General features: G+C 69.7%; 14 protein-coding genes. 9 read left to right on the forward strand and 5 right to left on the reverse strand.

Features of this window, described 5'->3' with window-relative positions:
* Positions 1-15: 15 nt before the first annotated feature.
* Positions 16-639 carry a DedA family protein gene (locus BU204_RS25320; RefSeq protein ID WP_075128251.1) on the reverse strand — a complete coding sequence of 208 codons (624 nt, stop codon included), beginning with the start codon at positions 637-639 and terminating at the stop codon, positions 16-18.
* 143 nt (positions 640-782) lie between these two features.
* The gene (locus BU204_RS25325; RefSeq protein ID WP_075128252.1) at positions 783-1,694 is read right to left on the reverse strand and encodes a LysR family transcriptional regulator; all 912 of its coding nucleotides are present in this window, start codon (positions 1,692-1,694) and stop codon (positions 783-785) included.
* Positions 1,695-1,791: 97 nt separating this feature from the next.
* On the opposite strand from BU204_RS25325, the gene BU204_RS25330 reads away from it, so the two are divergent.
* Genes BU204_RS25330 through BU204_RS25350 form a run of 5 tightly spaced genes read left to right on the forward strand, consistent with a single transcriptional unit; the run spans position 1,792 to position 7,216 of the window.
* A complete protein-coding gene (locus tag BU204_RS25330) occupies positions 1,792-2,913 on the forward strand; it encodes an FAD-dependent monooxygenase (protein WP_075128253.1) in 1,122 nt (373 codons plus the stop codon).
* Complete coding sequence (locus tag BU204_RS25335) at positions 2,910-4,664, forward strand: CocE/NonD family hydrolase (RefSeq protein ID WP_075128254.1); 1,755 nt, start codon at positions 2,910-2,912, stop codon at positions 4,662-4,664. The genes BU204_RS25330 and BU204_RS25335 overlap by 4 nt, the downstream gene beginning before the upstream one ends.
* Positions 4,661-5,152, forward strand: a complete 492-nt coding sequence (locus BU204_RS25340) for a nuclear transport factor 2 family protein (protein ID WP_075128305.1) — start codon at positions 4,661-4,663, stop codon at positions 5,150-5,152. The genes BU204_RS25335 and BU204_RS25340 overlap by 4 nt, the downstream gene beginning before the upstream one ends.
* A 2-nt stretch (positions 5,153-5,154) precedes the next feature.
* Positions 5,155-5,469 (forward strand): NIPSNAP family protein, encoded by a 315-nt coding sequence (locus BU204_RS25345; RefSeq protein WP_075128255.1) that lies wholly within the window; start codon positions 5,155-5,157, stop codon positions 5,467-5,469.
* 46 nt (positions 5,470-5,515) lie between these two features.
* On the forward strand, positions 5,516-7,216 hold the full coding sequence (locus BU204_RS25350; RefSeq protein ID WP_075128256.1) for an AMP-binding protein: 1,701 nt from the start codon (positions 5,516-5,518) through the stop codon (positions 7,214-7,216).
* 24 nt (positions 7,217-7,240) lie between these two features.
* Here the strand turns inward: BU204_RS25350 and BU204_RS25355 are convergent, their stop codons facing one another.
* Positions 7,241-7,828 (reverse strand): DUF3558 domain-containing protein, encoded by a 588-nt coding sequence (locus tag BU204_RS25355; protein ID WP_075128257.1) that lies wholly within the window; start codon positions 7,826-7,828, stop codon positions 7,241-7,243.
* Between the two features lie 123 nt (positions 7,829-7,951).
* On the reverse strand, positions 7,952-10,852 hold the full coding sequence (locus tag BU204_RS25360; protein WP_075128258.1) for a S8 family serine peptidase: 2,901 nt from the start codon (positions 10,850-10,852) through the stop codon (positions 7,952-7,954).
* Between the two features lie 500 nt (positions 10,853-11,352).
* On the opposite strand from BU204_RS25360, the gene BU204_RS25370 reads away from it, so the two are divergent.
* Positions 11,353-12,012: a helix-turn-helix transcriptional regulator gene (locus tag BU204_RS25370; RefSeq protein WP_075128306.1), complete on the forward strand. Its 660-nt coding sequence runs from the start codon at positions 11,353-11,355 to the stop codon at positions 12,010-12,012.
* 32 nt (positions 12,013-12,044) lie between these two features.
* Positions 12,045-12,536: a DUF3291 domain-containing protein gene (locus tag BU204_RS25375; protein WP_075128307.1), complete on the forward strand. Its 492-nt coding sequence runs from the start codon at positions 12,045-12,047 to the stop codon at positions 12,534-12,536.
* A gap of 7 nt (positions 12,537-12,543) precedes the next feature.
* Here BU204_RS25375 and BU204_RS25380 read toward each other — a convergent pair whose 3' ends face one another.
* Positions 12,544-14,106: an outer membrane protein assembly factor BamB family protein gene (locus BU204_RS25380; RefSeq protein ID WP_075128260.1), complete on the reverse strand. Its 1,563-nt coding sequence runs from the start codon at positions 14,104-14,106 to the stop codon at positions 12,544-12,546.
* 353 nt (positions 14,107-14,459) lie between these two features.
* On the opposite strand from BU204_RS25380, the gene BU204_RS25385 reads away from it, so the two are divergent.
* Positions 14,460-15,026 (forward strand): hypothetical protein, encoded by a 567-nt coding sequence (locus BU204_RS25385; protein WP_143229731.1) that lies wholly within the window; start codon positions 14,460-14,462, stop codon positions 15,024-15,026.
* A 217-nt stretch (positions 15,027-15,243) separates the two neighbouring features.
* Entirely contained in the window at positions 15,244-16,260 is a 1,017-nt protein-coding gene (locus tag BU204_RS25390; RefSeq protein WP_198942998.1) for a radical SAM protein, read from the forward strand.
* Positions 16,261-16,395 lie beyond the last annotated feature (135 nt).

The raw sequence follows: 16,395 nt of genomic DNA on the forward strand, positions 1-16,395 counted from the left end.
TGTGAGCCGTGATCGTCAGTCGACGGCCGTGTCGGCCGCGACCCCGCCGCGGCGACGGCGGAGGTGCCGGACCACCTCGATGACACCGGTCACCACGAACGCGAGACCGACGCCGACGGCGATCGCGAGCAGCGTGTTCTCCTGGAACACGACACCGCCGAGATATCCCGAGAGGGCGGTGTACGCGCTCCACGCGGCGGTGGCGAACCCGACGAACATCATGTACTTGCCCAGCGGGTAGCCGACCAGCCCCGTGGACAAGGTGGCCAGGTAGCGTCCGAACGGGATGAACCGGGTGGTCACGAGGATGAAGCCGCCGCGGACGTCGAGCTCGCGGGTGAACCAGTCGTGCGCCGCTCGCCGTTTGGTGCCGGGTGGCAATCGCCTGAGGACTCGTACCCCGAGCAGGCGTCCGACCGCGTAGGGGATGAGGTCTCCCAGGAAGGCGCCGAACGCGGTGGCGGCGATGACGAGGACGATGTCGGTCTGCCCGGTGGCGGCGTAGACACCGGCGACGATCACGACAGCCTCGCTCGGGATCAGCGGGAGGAACGAGTCCAAGCAGGACACCACGACGAGCACCGCGTACAGCCACGGTGACGCGATGAGCGACTCGGCCAGCCGTAACCAGTCGATCATGGGTCGCCACCGGCGTCGGGAGGAGCGGAGGGACCGTACCGGGGATTCCGCGAACTCATGCGGAAAACGCTAGAGAAGCCACCGGTTGACAGCAATTGCAAGTTCGTCAACCTGTGTTTTCGCGGGAGGTAATCGGCGCGGGCTCACCCCTGGTCGGCCGCGGCGGCCATGATGTGGCGGGTGCGCTCGCGCAGCAACTGGTGCGTGCGGTCGTTGTGGTTGCGCGGGTGCCACGCCATGCCGATCGCCAGGGACGGTAGCGCCAGGGGGATCGGGAACGTGCGCAACCCGAGCGTGTCCAACATCGGCCGGCCCAGCCTGGCCGGTGCGACGCAGACGACGTCGGTTTCGCGAGCCAGGAACAGCGCGCTCGCGAAGGTGGGGACCACGGCGACCACCCGCCGGCGCAGGCCCAGGTCGCCGAGCCGCTCGTCGATCGGGCCGTGGACTCGGCCGCGTCGCGACATGACGATGTGGTCGGCCGCGGCGAACCGCTGTGGACTCACGGTCTTCGTCCTGGCCAGGGGATGGTCCGGCCGCACCGCGCCGACCAGGGTCTCGGTGACGAGGGTCGTCGAGCGGATCTCCGGCTCACCGGGGCGGATGATCCCGATCTCCAGGTCCACCAGCCCTTCGCGCAGCGCCGGGGTGTCCTCGATGCTCTCCGGCCGCAGGCGCAGGGAGATGCCGGGAGCCTCGATCCGCAGGTCGTCGATGAGCGAGGGGATGAACGTGGTGGCGAGCATGTCGGTGACCTGCAGGTCGAACATGCGTACCGCGGTCCGCGGGTCGGCGGTGTTCGACGGCGCGAACAGGGCCCGCGCCCGGGCGGCGACAGCGTGCACCTCGCCGCGCAGCTCGAGGGCCCGGGGAGTGGGCACGAGATCGCGTCCGGCCCGCACGAGGAGCGGGTCGTCGAAGGCGCGTCGCAACCGAGCCAGGGTTCGGCTCATCGCCGGCGCGGAGGTGTTCAGGCGTGCCGCCGCCTTCGTCACGCTGCTCTCGGTGAGCAGCACGTCCAGCGCCTCGATGAGGTTCAGATCGACGTGGTCCACCTCCGGATTATCACATCTGAAATGACCCTGTACCGACGTTGCACTGGTGTGAATCGGCCGCGGTTCCCTACCGTCGGCACCGACAGGAGGAGAACTGATGCGGGCTGTGGTGATCGGTGGCGGAATCGTGGGCCTGACGAGCGGGCTCGCGCTGCGCCGGGCGGGGATCGACGTGATGATCTGCGAGCGCGCGCCGGAGATCCGCGCCGCCGGGGCGGGACTGGGACTCTGGGCCAACGCCCTGGCGGTGTTCGACGAGCTCGGCATCGGCGAGCAGGTGCGGGCCAATGGCAAACCCAGCGAGATGTACTTCCACGACCCGGCCGGGCGGCTGCTGGAAACCCCGGAGTTCGGTGTCGAGGACCACCAGTACCTACTGGTGCACCGGGCGAAGCTGAACGACCTGCTCGCCGACGCCGTGGGGCGAGAGAACATCCGCCTGGCCACCGCGTTCCAGACCTACGAGGAACACCACGACCAGGTCACCGTTCGGCTGTCCGACGGCAGCGCCGAGAACGCCGACCTACTCGTCGGGGCGGACGGGACGTACTCGGCGGTGCGCGCGCAGCTGGTGCCGGGCGCCGAGGCGCAGGAACACCCCGGCCACCAGGTCTGGCGCGCGGTCATACCGGCCCCCGGCATCGCCGTGTCGGAGGATCGACTGATCCTGGGCACCCACGGCTGCCGAGGCGGGTACGTACGGACCCACGACGGGTTCGTCTACTGGCTGGTTAACCAGTTCAGGTCACCCGCGTTGACCGGCAGCCGGAAGCAGCAAGCCCTGCACCGGGCCCAGTATCTCGAGCAGGGAGCGCCGAATCCGGTCCTGGCCGAGCTGATCGCCGCGACGCCGGAGGAGCAGATCCTGCACAACCAGATCATGCTCGTGCCACCGCTGCCCCACTGGGTTTCCGGGCGGGTCGCGCTCGCCGGTGACGCGGCGCACGCGATGTCGCCGCACATCACCGCCGGCGCGACGCTCGGCATCGAGGACGCCGTCCTGCTCAGCTACCTGCTCACCACCGCCGCCGACGTGCCCGCCGCGCTGGCCGCCTACGAGGCCAGCCAGATCCCGCAGTACGCCAGGGTCTCGCGGCTGTCGGCGGCGGTCGAACACTCCCGCACGCCGCAGGAGTTCGCGCACCACTACGCCGCGTTCAGTCACTGGATGATCACCCAGGAGCCGCGGCACCACGGGCCGAACCGGGTCACGGCATGACGTTCACAGTGGAGGTGGACGTGCCGGTGCCGATGCACGACGGTGTCGCGCTCGCCACCAACGTGTGGCGGCCGGCGGGGCCGGGACCGTTTCCCGTGCTGCTGGTCCGCACCCCGTACGGCAAGGACGACGCCGGAACGTACTGCAATCCGAAGTTGCCGGACGTGTTCGCCTTCGTCGAGGCCGGATATGCGGTGGTGGCACAGGACGTCCGCGGGACCTCCCGCTCCCCGGGAGCGTTCGAACCGCACGTGCACGAGGGTCGTGACGGCGTCGACACCCTCCTGTGGCTCGCCGCGCAGCCGTGGTGCGACGGCGCGGTCGGCATGTGGGGCGGGTCCTACATGGGATTCGCGCAGTGGCAGGCTGCCGCCTCCGGCGCACCGGCACTGCGGGCGATCGCGCCGGTGATGAGTTCCGCCGACCCGTACGGGGCACCGTGGTACTCCCCCGGCGGCGCGTTGTCGCAGGACGCCGTCCTGACCTGGGGCACACTCTCGGCACTGCGCAACCTGCGCCGCGACCTCGCCGGTGATCCGGCCGACGCCCAAGCCCTTCTCGCGGGACTGTCGGACCCGCGGCTGCTGCACGACCCGCTGCCGGTCGCCGACCGCGGCGCCCTGACCCGCTCCCTGCCCTGGGTGGGCGAGGTGCTCGACCATCCGGAACGGGACGCGTTCTGGCAGGACGTCGCGGCGATCGACCGGTGCGCCGACATCACCGTTCCGGCGTTCCAGGTGGGCGGCTGGTACGACGTGTTCATCGGCGAGACCGTGCGGTCCTACACCACGATGCGCCGCCACGGTGGCAGCGCCGCCGCCCGCGAGGGCCAGCGGCTGCTCATCGGGCCCTGGTCGCACGCCGACGGCACCGACCTCGGCACCTTCCCCGACCGGTCCTTCGGGCTCGACGGCAGCATCAAGGCCGTCGACGTCACCGGGGCGCACCTGCGGTTCTTCGACCGCTGGGTCCGCGGCCGGGCGGACACCCCCGACGACGGCAACCGGGTCCGGATCTTCGTCATGGGTATCGACCGGTGGCGCGACGAGATGGACTGGCCGCTGCCCGACACCCGCTACACCGACTTCTTCCTGGACGGGACCGGCCACGCCAACAGCGCCGCCGGCGGCGGCGTACTGACGCGCGACGTCCCGTCGGAGACGGCCGTGGACACCTTCCGCTACGACCCGCGCCGGCCGGTTCCCACCCTGGGCGGCACCGTGCTCGCCGCCGCGCCCGGCGCCTATCCCGGACCCGCCGACCAGGCGGCGGTCGAAACCCGCGAGGACGTGCTGTGCTTCACCACCGCCGTCCTCGACCGTCCCGTCGAGATCACCGGCCACGTCAGCCTGGTACTGCACGTCTCGTCCTCGGCACCGGACACCGACTTCACCGGCAAGCTCGTCGACGTGCATCCCGACGGGAGAGCGATCCTGCTGTGCGAGGGGATTCGGCGCGCCCGGTACCGCGAGTCACTCATCGAAGCGGCGCCCCTCACCCCCGGGACTGTCTGCGAGCTGAGTATCGACCTGTGCGTCACCTCGAACGTCTTCCTGCCCGGGCACCGCATCAGACTCGAGGTCTCCAGCAGCAACTTCCCCCGCTACGACCGCAACACCAACACAGGCGGGCCGATCGCGACCGAGGGCGAGGACGACCTGGCCGTCGCGGTGAACCGGGTCCACCACGGACCGGCCCACCCCAGTCGCCTTGTCCTGCCGCTGATCGAACGGACGGAGGCGTGGGCATGAGCGCACTGCAGGAGTTGGTGGACCGGACGGCTGTCGCCGATGTCGTCGCCGGCCTCGCCCACGCCCAGGACGACCGGGACTGGGCCGGCCTGCGGCGACTGTTCGCCGACGAGGTGCTGCTGGACCTGTCGACCCACCACTTCGGACGCCCCCCGACGACCGTGCCCGCGGGCGACCTGGTCGAGCTGGCCCGCGGCACGTTGACCGGCTTCGACTGCACCCACCACGCCGCCTCGAACCTCGCCGTGCGGCTGTCCGGCGACGAGGCCGAATGCCGCACGCACATGATCGCGTATCACCACGTCCCGGCGGACCCCGGTGTCGTCGACCACTGCACGATGCGCGGCTACTGGCAGCTCCGGCTCCGCAAGCTCGGCGGACGCTGGCTGATCACCCATTGGGCGGTGGTACGCACCGCTCCGTGGGAAGGCTCGCCGGACGTCTACGCACTCGCCGCCGCGCTGACGACCACCGCGAAGGAGGAGTGAGGATGTTCTACGAGATCCGCACGGAGTACGCCAGGCCCGGCTGCGGCGCCGGACTGGCCAGCTACATGGACGAGACCGTCGTTCCGCTGCACCGCGAGATGGGGATGAACGTCGTGGGGACGTTCACCGTGATCGACGACGAGGACTCGTTCGTCTGGATCCGACGGTTCGAGGACGCCGACGACCGCGAACGCGTCCTGGCGGCCGTGCACCGGCATCCCCGGTGCGCCGCCGTGGTCGACACCTTCTCCGCGCTCGTCGGCAGGACCGAGTCCACTGTCCGCCTGGAACCGACGGACGGGTCCGCGCTTCGCTGACCGGACCCGTGCCTGTCCTGTCCCGCCCACTCGAGGAGAACAGCTCGTGAACGCCACTGACGCGTACCGGCAGAGCCGGGACCAGCTGCTGCGACTGCGTGGCGAGCACGCCCGCGCCGTGGCCGAGTTCCGGTGGCCGGAGCTCGGTACGCGGTTCAACTGGGCGGTGGACTGGTTCGACGCCATCGCGGACGGCAACGACCGTCCGGCACTCGTCGTCGTGGCCGAGGACGGGTCCGCGACCGAACGTACCTTCGCGGAGATGTCCCGTGCCTCGGATTGTTTGGCGTCGTGGCTGTCCATGCACGGCGTCCGCCGCGGCGACCCGGTACTGCTGATGCTCGGCAACCAGGTCGAGCTGTGGGAAGCGATGCTGGCCATCATGAAGCTCGGCGCGGTGATCGTGCCGACCACCACCGCCGTGGGACCAGCGGACCTCGAGGACCGGATCGTCCGTGGCCGCGTCCGGCACGTGATCTGCGACGCCGCGGACACCGAGAGCGTCGACCAGGTGCCCGGCGACTACACGCGGATCAGCGTCGGTGCGACCGAGGGCTGGGCGAACCTGCGGACAGCCGCCGAACTGGCCCCCACCGGCGTCGCGCACCCGGGCACGGCGCCGCACGATCCGCTGCTGCTGTACTTCACCTCCGGTACGACGTCACGCCCCAAGCTGGTCGAGCACACGCAGGTCTCCTACCCGGTCGGCCATCTGTCCACGATGTACTGGCTGGGCCTGCGGCCGGGCGACGTGCACCTGAACCTCTCCTCGCCGGGATGGGCCAAGCACGCGTGGTCCTGCTTCTTCGCACCGTGGATCGCCGAAGCGACAGTCGTCGTCCTCGACTACCGGCGCTTCGACGCGGCGGCGTTGCTGGATCAGCTGCACCGTAGGAGGGTCACCTCGTTCTGTGCTCCACCGACCGTCTGGCGAATGCTGATCACCGCCGAGCTCGGCGAGCGCCCGGAGGTGCTGCGGGAGGCGATCGCCGCCGGAGAGCCGCTCAACCCCGAGGTCATCGAGCAGGTCCGGCGGGCGTGGGGCCTGACGGTGCGCGACGGGTTCGGTCAGACCGAGACCACCGCCCAGGTGGGCAACACTCCGGGCGCCGCGGTCCGGCCCGGCTCGATGGGGCGGCCGCTGCCGGGGGTTCCGGTGGTCCTCGTCGACCAGACCACCGGTCGCCCGGTCACCGGAGCAGGGGAAGGCGAGCTGTGCCTCGACCTGTCGACGCGTCCGCTGCCGCTCATGACCGGCTACCGCGACGACCTCGAACGCAACGCCGACGCGATGAGCGGCGACTACTACCACACCGGCGATGTGGCCAGTCGCGACGCCGAGGGCTACGTCACCTATGTCGGCCGCACCGACGACGTCTTCAAGGCGAGCGACTACAAGATCAGCCCGTTCGAACTCGAGTCGGTCCTCATCGAGCATCCGGCGGTCGCCGAGGCGGCGGTGGTTCCGGCACCGGACTCGGTCCGGTTGGCCGTGCCCAAGGCGTACATCGCCCTGGCGCCCGGGCAGGAGCCGACGGAGGAGACCGCGCTGTCGATCCTGCGGCACGCCCGAGAGCGCCTCTCCCCCTACCAGCGGGTGCGCCGGATCGAGTTCCGTGATCTGCCGAAGACGATCTCCGGCAAGATCCGCCGCATCGAGCTCCGGAAACGCGAGCAGGAACGGCGAGACGGCCGGCAACCGAGCAACGAATGGCGAGACGACCAGTTCCCCGGCCTGAAGAGCTGACCGCTCGACCAGAAGCGTCCTCGGTCATCGCAGCGTTGCGAGCACCATGCCCGCCACCCGGTCAGCCCGCTCGCAGTCCGGCCCGCCTGCCGAAGGATCGACGACGACGTCGATGACCGCGACCGACGCGTCGTCGGCCACCCCCAGGAAGATCTTGCACGACCCGTACTCGGCGATCATCTCGTCCGGGGCCCGGATGACCGGGTAGCCGTCCACCTGATCGACACTCCACTGGGAACAGTCCACAGTGCCACACTGCGCGTACTGGCCGGTCAGCCCGACATCCTCGAAGATCACGAGCCGCAGGTAGGTCGACGAGTCCGCGGTCTCGCCGTCGGCACGCAGGTCACATGTGGCTTCCCTTGCCTGGGTGCGCGGCAGCCCCAGCTCACGCCGCTGGAACTCGTCGAGAAGTGCGCACGGGTCGCCGACGAACGTCCCCACGTCCAACGGCCGCGCGACCGGTGGTACCTCCACCGAGGTCGACAACGGCGAGGTCACCGACTCACCCGCCGGCGAGTCCCCGGAGTCCGAGCCACACCCGGCCACGGCGACCCACCCGGCCACCACGAGGCCGAGCATCGAAGCCGTCCCGAAGTCGAACCGCCCCATCGCCTCCACCCCGCGGGTTGACGTAGTCGGCGTACGTCCGGGGTGATGCTACCGTGCGCCAGGTCATCGCGCCGTCGGCGACGCCGGACACGATCTCCCTGGTCATCGGGTCATCCGCTCCGTTTACCGCGTCCCGGTGGCGGCTGGTGTTCGGACCCGGAACGAGGTCGCGAGGTGCTCGACGGAGATCAGGTAGGTGCGGACGGCATCAGGAGTGATCGTCCAGCTCACCGTGGTCGACGCGCCTGGGGCCAGGCGCACCGGGGTGACCGCGAACGTCGAGTCGCCGACCTTCAGCTCGGCGTCGTAGGTGCCTGGCGAACTGCCGACGTTCTTCACCCGCACCGCCACGGAGACCGGCTCGCCGACCTCGACGGTGTCCTGGCTGACGGTCAGCTCGTAGGGGGTGAAATGCGGCGCGTTCACCGGCGGTTCGGGTGCGACCCACTCGATCGCGTTGTCGAAGATCTCTTTCGCGTCGGCCGTCCAGGCGGCGGGGTCGGCGCCGTGCATGGACAGCAGCACGTGTCGGTTGTTGGCGCGTTGGTCGACGGCGACGCCACCGCCGATGACACCGCTGTTGCGGCCCAACGCGCCGATGATCCGCCTGCCGTCGCCTTCGTAGCCACCGAACCAGGCCGCCCACTTGGGTAGGTCCGAGTCGACCGGGGCCAGCATCACGTGGTCACCGACCTGCCGGTCGCCGAAGATCGGGTGCTGCGCGGTGACCTCGTAGCGGAGGTCCTCCCCGTCGATCCAGCCCGCCGTAGACCAGGTTTCCTCGGGTTGACCGGTGTGCGTGGACAGCTGACGGAGCCCGTTGGGGTGGCCGGTCGGGTGGTCGAGGAAGAGCACACCGGCGCCGCTCGCGTCGGTGGCGTCCAGCATCGCCTGGAACCGGGCCTGGTCGTAGCCTCCCCCGCTGTTGTACCCAATCAGCACAACGGGGTGCCGGGCGGCCTGCTCGAGTTCGCTGTAGGAGTAGGTGGTCGCTGGGACGCCGGCGGGCGTGAACACGTGGTCAACGTACTCCTGGGCGTACGACTCCGGAGTGGACACGACGGCCACCGACGGCGGTCTCTGGCGCAAGGTGAAATTCGCCTCGGTCGCCGCGTCCACCGTGATGGTGACCTGGCTCGGGCGCGGTGCGGTGAAGGACGGGTGAATGACCTCGACGGAGTAGGTGCCCGCCGGAACGAGCGGGATCGTGTAGCGCCCGTCCGCGCCGGTGGTCGCGGAGACGTTCCGGGGCACGTCGAGGAGGCTGATGGTCGCCCCGGGCACGCCGTGGCCGGACTCGGCGAACACCACCGTGCCGATCAACTGTCCACTCGGGACGTCCTGGAGCGGGACGGCCACCGGCGTGAAGGAGTTCTCCCCGACAACCACGTCGGACACGGTGGCGGCCTCGAAACCGAACGCGGACACGACCACCTCGTACGCGCCCGGCTCGAGGCGGGTGCTGAAGGTGCCGTCCGCATCCGTGGTCACTGTGCGATTGCCCGGCAGGACGACGACTTTCGCGTCACCGACCGGGTCACCCGACGCTCCCGCGGTGACCGTCCCGGTGATCCCGGAGCGCACCGCGACCCGGGCGGTGGCCTCGTAGGCGTTGATCCGACCGTGCCCGAACCGGGTGTCCGGCCGGTCCGGCGAGTTGCGGTCGTCCCAGAACGACGTGTCGGCGAGCGCGGCGAACAGGGCGTCGACGGACAGGCCGGGCGCGGCGGAGCGCATCAGCGCGGCCGTGCCGGCAGTGTGTGGGGTGGCCATCGAGGTACCGGAGAACGTGCTGTGGCCGCCGCCCGGGTTGGCCGAGTACACATCCACCCCCGGCGCGGAGATGTTCGGCTTGACCCACTCCTCCGGCCACTCCGCGGGCGGTTCGGTCCACTGGTCCTTGCGAACCACGCCGCCGCAGGAGAACGAGGCCACGTTGTCCGAGGAGTCCGTGGCACCGACGGCGATCGCCTCGTAGACGTTCCCGGGACTGGCGGTACCGGCCGTGCCGCAGTTGTTCCCGATGGCGATGACCGGAACGATGCCCGCGGCCCGGATGGCCTGCGTCGGCGCGATCATCTCCTCGAGAAGACCGTTGGCGCCCAACGACATCGACACCACATCGGGAGGTGAGCCGGCTGGTTCGCCATTGATGTCGGTCGGCGCGACGGCCCACTGCATACCGGCGGCGATCTGCGCGAACGTACCGCGCCCGTTGGGGATGACCAGGCCATGCATGTACTCCGCGTCGGGCGCGACGCCGATCGCGGTGCCGGAGGTGTCGCCGCCGACCACGGTGCCGGTCACGTGCGTGCCGTGCTCGGCCGAGTCCCGGGGCAAGGAGTCGACTCGTCCGCCGCTGACGTCGAACTCCGCCCAGCCGCCGGGGTGCCTCGGGTCGCGGGGGTTGGTGGTGGCCATCTTGTCGGCCAGGTCCGGGTGGTCGATCGCCACACCGGTGTCCAGCACCGCGACCTTCGCGTCGGCGCCGGTGACGCCGAGGTCCCGCCAGACCCGCGCGGCCTCGATCTTGTCCACACCCCAGGTGAGCCCCTGCGCGCGGACGTCCGCGGATTCCTTCACGTCCGGCAGGGTCAGCTCGAAGTTGGGGATCAGGTGGTCGACACCCGGAATGTCGGCGAGCGCCGCGAGGGCTTCGGCGCGGGCCGGGAACTCGACGACGAGCATGTTGGTGAGCCAGAGGCGGTTCAGCACGGTGAGGTCGTCGCGGGCTTCCAGGTGCCGCACGACCTCGGCCTGGCTCTCGGCCGCGTGCTCGCGCAGGGTGTCGATGACGACGTCGTAGCCGCCGTCGTGCTCGGTGACGTTGGGCAACATCAGCAGCGCCTGTACCGGCTCACCCTCGTCCGCGGCGTCGACCAGGGCGGCGAGTTCCGGCGCGATCGGCGCGGCGTCGGGTTGGGCCGCGGCGTTCGTCGGCGAGATGGCAGTGCCTGCCAGGCCGGCGAGTACGGCGATCGTGGCCAGTCTGGACCTCGTGGAGCTCACCCGGAAGCGCCGCATGCGTCCACCTCAGCAGAGTATGAAGTTTCAACTAACTCCCAGGATGGTGGATAACCAACAGCCTTTCAATGCTCTGTTCGGCCGCCTGGCCGGACTACTCCGCATCGGGCTGGGGCGCGGCAGCCTCTTCCAGGCAGGTCGGGAGTGGGCGGCGTGGCTCACGGACACCACTCGGGTCGCCGGCATCGGTCACCCAGACGGTCACCGCCTCCCACCGGGTCAATCGGGTTCCCGCGGCCGGCAGCTGGGCCACGACCAGCCCATTCAACAGCGGATGTGGACTGTCAGGATCAGGTCCCTGCAGGAGCAACCCCGCATCGTGACCACTCAGCCATGCGTCGAGAGCTTGCCTGCCCTGGAAATCGGGGACCACTACCGGCTGCGCGTCCGGTCGGTTCTCGCCCAACTCAACTCACCCGCTCGTACTCTACCGCCAGTCGATGCCGAAATGAAGGCACCAGGCTTCTAAGGAAGGTTCGCGTTGTTCTTAGAATGCTGTGGTGGAGGACATCGAGGCGATCGTGGTGCTGCAGGATCCCGTCCGGCGGCAGTTGTACGAGTACGTGGTCGCCCAGGACCACGACGTGAGCCGGAACGAGGCAGCCGAGGGCGCCGGGATCGGCCGCACGCTCGCCGCGTTCCACCTCGACAAGCTCGTCGATGCCGGACTGCTCGCCACCGAGAGCCGACGACTCACCGGGCGTTCGGGCCCGGGCGCCGGGCGGCCGGCGAAGCTCTATCGCCGGTCCGGCGCCGAACACCACGTCTCGGTCCCCGCCCGGGACTACCGCACCGCCGCCGACCTGCTGGCCGAGGTGGCGGACGGCGCCCGGCTGGATGTCGAGCTGCGGGCCGCTGCCGCACGGGAGGGACGGGCCGCGCGGGCCGCCGCCGGACCGATCGAGGACCTCGACGCGGTGCGGGCCGTCCTGTCCGCACGCGGCTACGAGCCGCGCACAGACGCGGACGGCGCCGTCCTTCGCCTGGTCAACTGCCCGTTCCACGTCCTCTCGGAGCGGCACCCCGCGCTGATCTGCGGCATGAACCTGGCACTGTTGGAAGGCCTCATCGGGGACACCGAAGGGCTGCGGGCCCGCATGGACCCCCGGCCCGGGATGTGCTGCGTCAGCGTTACAGCTTCTAAAAATAATGACGATTGACTTAGAAGGGCAAGGATGGTGAGGTGGGTTCCATGAGCGGACACCACCTCGCCCAGCTCAATGTGGGCACGCTGAGACACCCTCTTGACGACCCACGCATCCACGGCTTCACCTCGATGCTGGCCACCCTGAACGCCGTCGCCGACCGGGCACCCGGCTTCGTGTGGCGACTGGTCGGCGACGGGAGCAACGACGCCACCGCGGTCCAGACCACCCTCGGCGCGGACGTCATCGTGAACATGTCGGTCTGGGAGAGTCGCGAGAGCCTGTGGGACTACGTCTACCGCAGCGGCCACCTGGACGTGCTCCGGCGCCGCGCCGAGTGGTTCGTGCTGCCGAAGACGGCGTTCCAGGTGATGTGGTGGATCCCGGCCGGTCACCTTCCCACCGTGGACGAGGCGGTCGAGCGACTGGAACTCCTGCGGGCGCACGGCCCGTCGCCCAGAGCCTTCGGGTTCAGGGACGCCTACACTGCCGCGGACGCCGGCCTCGACGTCGCACCCGATCGACGGTTGTCGTGCTGAGGCGGAGCTACTGCCGGTCCGGGAGGCTGAACGCGTAGAAGGTTCGGCTGCGGGTGCCGATACCGGCGCGTTCGTAGCCGTTGCCCCAGTACACCGAGCCGTCCACGATCGCGGGGCCGGAGTTCGACGAGCCCTCGCCACGGGTCTCCCAGAGCACCTGGCCGGTCGCGGCGTCGATGGCGTACATGTAGCCGGCCAGGGAGCCCGCGTAGAGCACGCCGTTGGCGACGCTGACCGCGCCCTGGGCCAGGCCCTGGTGCGGTTCCCCGACGTGCCAGACGACCTCACCGGTGGCCGCGTCGAGTGCGGCGATGGAGCTGTAGTCGATCACCGTGCCGTCCGGCAGCTCGTACTCCTCCCTGCCGAAGTTGGTCTCCACCAGGTATACCCGCTCGCCGTCGGTGGCAGTGCCCCACTGAATCCCGCCGACCTCGGAGCCGGGCGCGAGGGCGGCGCTCCACACGATCTCACCCGTCGTGGCGTCGACCATCCAGTAGATGCCGCTCTTCTGCCCGGCACCGACCAGCTTGCGCTGCTGACCGTCGGCCCCCGTGACGGTCAGCAGGTGCGCACCGTCGGCGAAGTCGTGGTCCGGGCCCGGGATCGGCGGGCAGTTGTTCGGTGGCGGACCGATGATGCAGCCGCCGTTCCACGTGTCGAACGCGTCCTCCCCGGCGGTCCACCTGATGTCGCCGGTGGCCGCGTCCATCGCCACGATCGAGTTCAGGTGGTTGCCCGGCGAGCACTCGCTCGGCGTCCCGCCGTTCTCCTGGCAGTCCTCGACGTCGTTCGGCACGGTGTAGTTGTTGCCGGTGGTGATGTAGAGGGTGCCGGTGTCCGGGTCGATCGCCGGCGTGCTGCTCCAGATGGCGTTGCCGCTGTACCTGCCGTTCGTCGCGGGGTCCTCCGGGGACTCCGGGGTCGTGTAGGTCCGCCAGAGGATGTCGCCGGTGGCCGCGTCCACAGCGGTCATGCTGCCCCGGAACGTGCAGCAGTCGTAGTCGGGGTTGATCGCGGCGACCTCCTCGTCGGAGGACACGCCTTGGTAGAGGACCCCGTCGTACACCATCGGCGACTGGGTCAGGATGGCGGACGGGTGCTCGTCCATGGTCGTGGACCAGCGGAGATCCCCGTTCGCGGTGTCGATCGCCAGCAGCCGGGCCCCGCGCTGAGTTCCGATGTAGACGGTGTCGCCGACCACGGTCGGGCTGCTGCGCGACACCGCCTCGGCGATGCCGACGTAGTCAGGGATCGAACGCTGCCAGATCAGCGCGCCGGTCTGGGCGTCCACTTTGGAGAAGTAGCCACCCCAGTCAGGGAAGTAGACCGCGCCGTCGACCACCGCGGGCGTGGCGGAGACGTCCCCTTGCGTGGACTGTGTCCACCTGGTGTCCAGGTCGGGCACCGTCGTCGTGGACAGGGTCCGCTCGACCGGGTTCCAGCGGGTGTTCGCGTGGTCGTATCCGCCCATCGACCAGTCGGCGTCACCCTGCGCCGCGACGGGAGCGCCCTGCACCGCGCCCACCACGGCGACCGCGATCAGCGCGAACGTAAGCCTCACTGCACGCATACCTGCCACCTCACGCAGAGCAACGGGACGACTACGCCGTAGTGTGCGGCGGTCGAACGAGCGTCGTCAACCGATTCCCTTTTCCGGAACGGTCGCCAACGAAAACCGCGCCGAAAGCCGGAAAAGCCTGGTGGACGCGGCTGGGTCGGGTCCTTTCGTGATCAGCAGGTGGCTCGTTTTCGGGGAACTTTTCGCAACGACTCCGAAAGATCTCGCCCGCCACCGCCCCGCCGGCCCTCTCCTGCGCGAGTCGACCACGCGGCCACGCGATGAACGCGGCGATGCCGATTCGATGAAGACGGTGGCCAAGACTTGCTCCGGCAACACAGCCACCCTTCTCGAAGAGGAGAGACATGCGTCAAACGTTCAGACGCGCTGGGTTACTCGGGATGGCCTTCCTGCTCGCGCTGGCGGGAACGGTGTTCGTGGCCGGTACGGCGTCGGCCGCGAAGTCGAGACAGGCGTTGGACACCGCGTCGGTCACGCAGGCCTGCGAGATTTCGGCCTGCGCCAAGGATGTGCAGAGCATCCCGGCCAACGCGGCGGTCGACACCTACTGCTCCCACCCCGGGGGCGGGTTCAACCTCACCTACACCAATCCCACCTTCGGGCGTGGCGGGTACATCCCCGTCACGAACTTCGCGAACAACACCCGGAACCCCGAGCAGTGTGGTGCCTTTTCCGGTTCCTTCGCGCGGACAAGGGTTGCGACCAACCTGTGGTCCTGTTCAGGCGGAGGATGCGTGAACTTCGGCAACGTCCTCCAGCGCGGTGAGCAGCTCCGGGCCTTCTGCCACCTTCCGCCGGGCCAACCCAACTCGTTGCTCGTCTACGTGCCACGCAACACGTTCGCGGGCTTCGTCCGCACCTCCGAGCTGGACATCAACCCCAGCGTCCCGAGCTGCAACCAGGGATTCTGACCCCGACCCACGAACAGCCGGGCCGTCCCCGGGCGGCCCGGCCTTCCCTTCCTGGGAAGGATTCGGGCGACTTCCCGAGCCACAGGGGTGCGTGGTCGCTTCCGGCGGGAAAAGCAGGAATGTCACGGTGTTGAGTGTCGACGAGATCGGCCGGACGAGGGGAATCATCACAATGTCTGGTACCGCTGCCACTGTTTCCGGCGGGCCCACCGATATCGTGTGGGACATTACCTACGCCTGCCCGCTGCGGTGCACGCACTGCTATTCGGAGTCGGGACGGCGCCCGACGCGGCAGCTGACTCCCGCGGAGCTGCTGCGGGTCGCCGACGCGATGCTGTCGCTTCGCCCGTCGACGATCGTGCTCGCCGGTGGTGAGCCGCTCGTCGTCCGGGGGTTGTCCGACGTCGTCGACCGGATCACCGCCGCCGGTGTCGAGGTGCTGCTGTACACCAGCGGGTGGTCGCTATCGCCGACGATGATCGACGAGGTGGTGGCCAGGTGTGCCGCGGTGAGCGTCAGCCTCGACGGTGCCACGGCCGAGGTGCACGACGCGGTCCGCGGCCGCAGCGGCTCGTTCGACCGGGCCATGCGGTCCCTCACGATGCTGAACGACGCGGTGCGCGAACGCCGACGCGCCGGCGGGACGCCCTTCGAGTTCGGCATCGACGCGACGATCGTGCGCAGCAGCTTCGACCAGGTCGCCTCGTTCTGCGAGGACATCGCCCCGCGGTTCAGCGAGCTCAGCTACGTCGCCCTCGGCCCGGCGATGCCGATCGGTCTCGGCAGCCGCGCCGTGTTCGTCGAGCACGAACTCCTCGACGACGAGCAGGTCGACCGGCTGACCGCCCCCGAACAGCTCGCCTACCTCAGGTCGCTGGCGCCGCCGCCGGTCCAGGTCTCCGTGACGGACAACCGCCTGCTGTCCTACCGTCCGGATCTCCTCGCCCGGGGCCGCATCCCCGCGATGCAGGTCGAGCCCGACGGCCTGGTGCGGGCGATGGCGATCTACGAGGGCACGGTCGGGAGCCTGCTCACCGACCCGCCTGCGGAGCTCTGGCGCCGCTCGGTCGACCGATGGCGTGACCCGTTCGTGGTCGACACCCTCACCCCGGTGCGCACGATGCGGGAGTGGGCCGAGGCCACCAGGCGCCTGGACTACCGCTTCGGCACCGACGACGACCGGGCCCGCATCGACAACCGGCCCGTCTTCCTTTCCCTGTCCCCGTCCCGGTGAGCGATCGCCGGGAACATCACGGCTACCGAGGAGGGAGGTGACACCGATGGCGTACGACATCAACGATCTGCAGCTCCTGGAGGAGGCCGAGGCCGACCTCGAGCTGTTCCCGTGCAAGTGCACCTGCTGATCACC

Origin of the sequence: Actinophytocola xanthii (assembly GCF_001921205.1) — a bacterium.
Taxonomy (GTDB): domain Bacteria; phylum Actinomycetota; class Actinomycetes; order Mycobacteriales; family Pseudonocardiaceae; genus Actinophytocola; species Actinophytocola xanthii.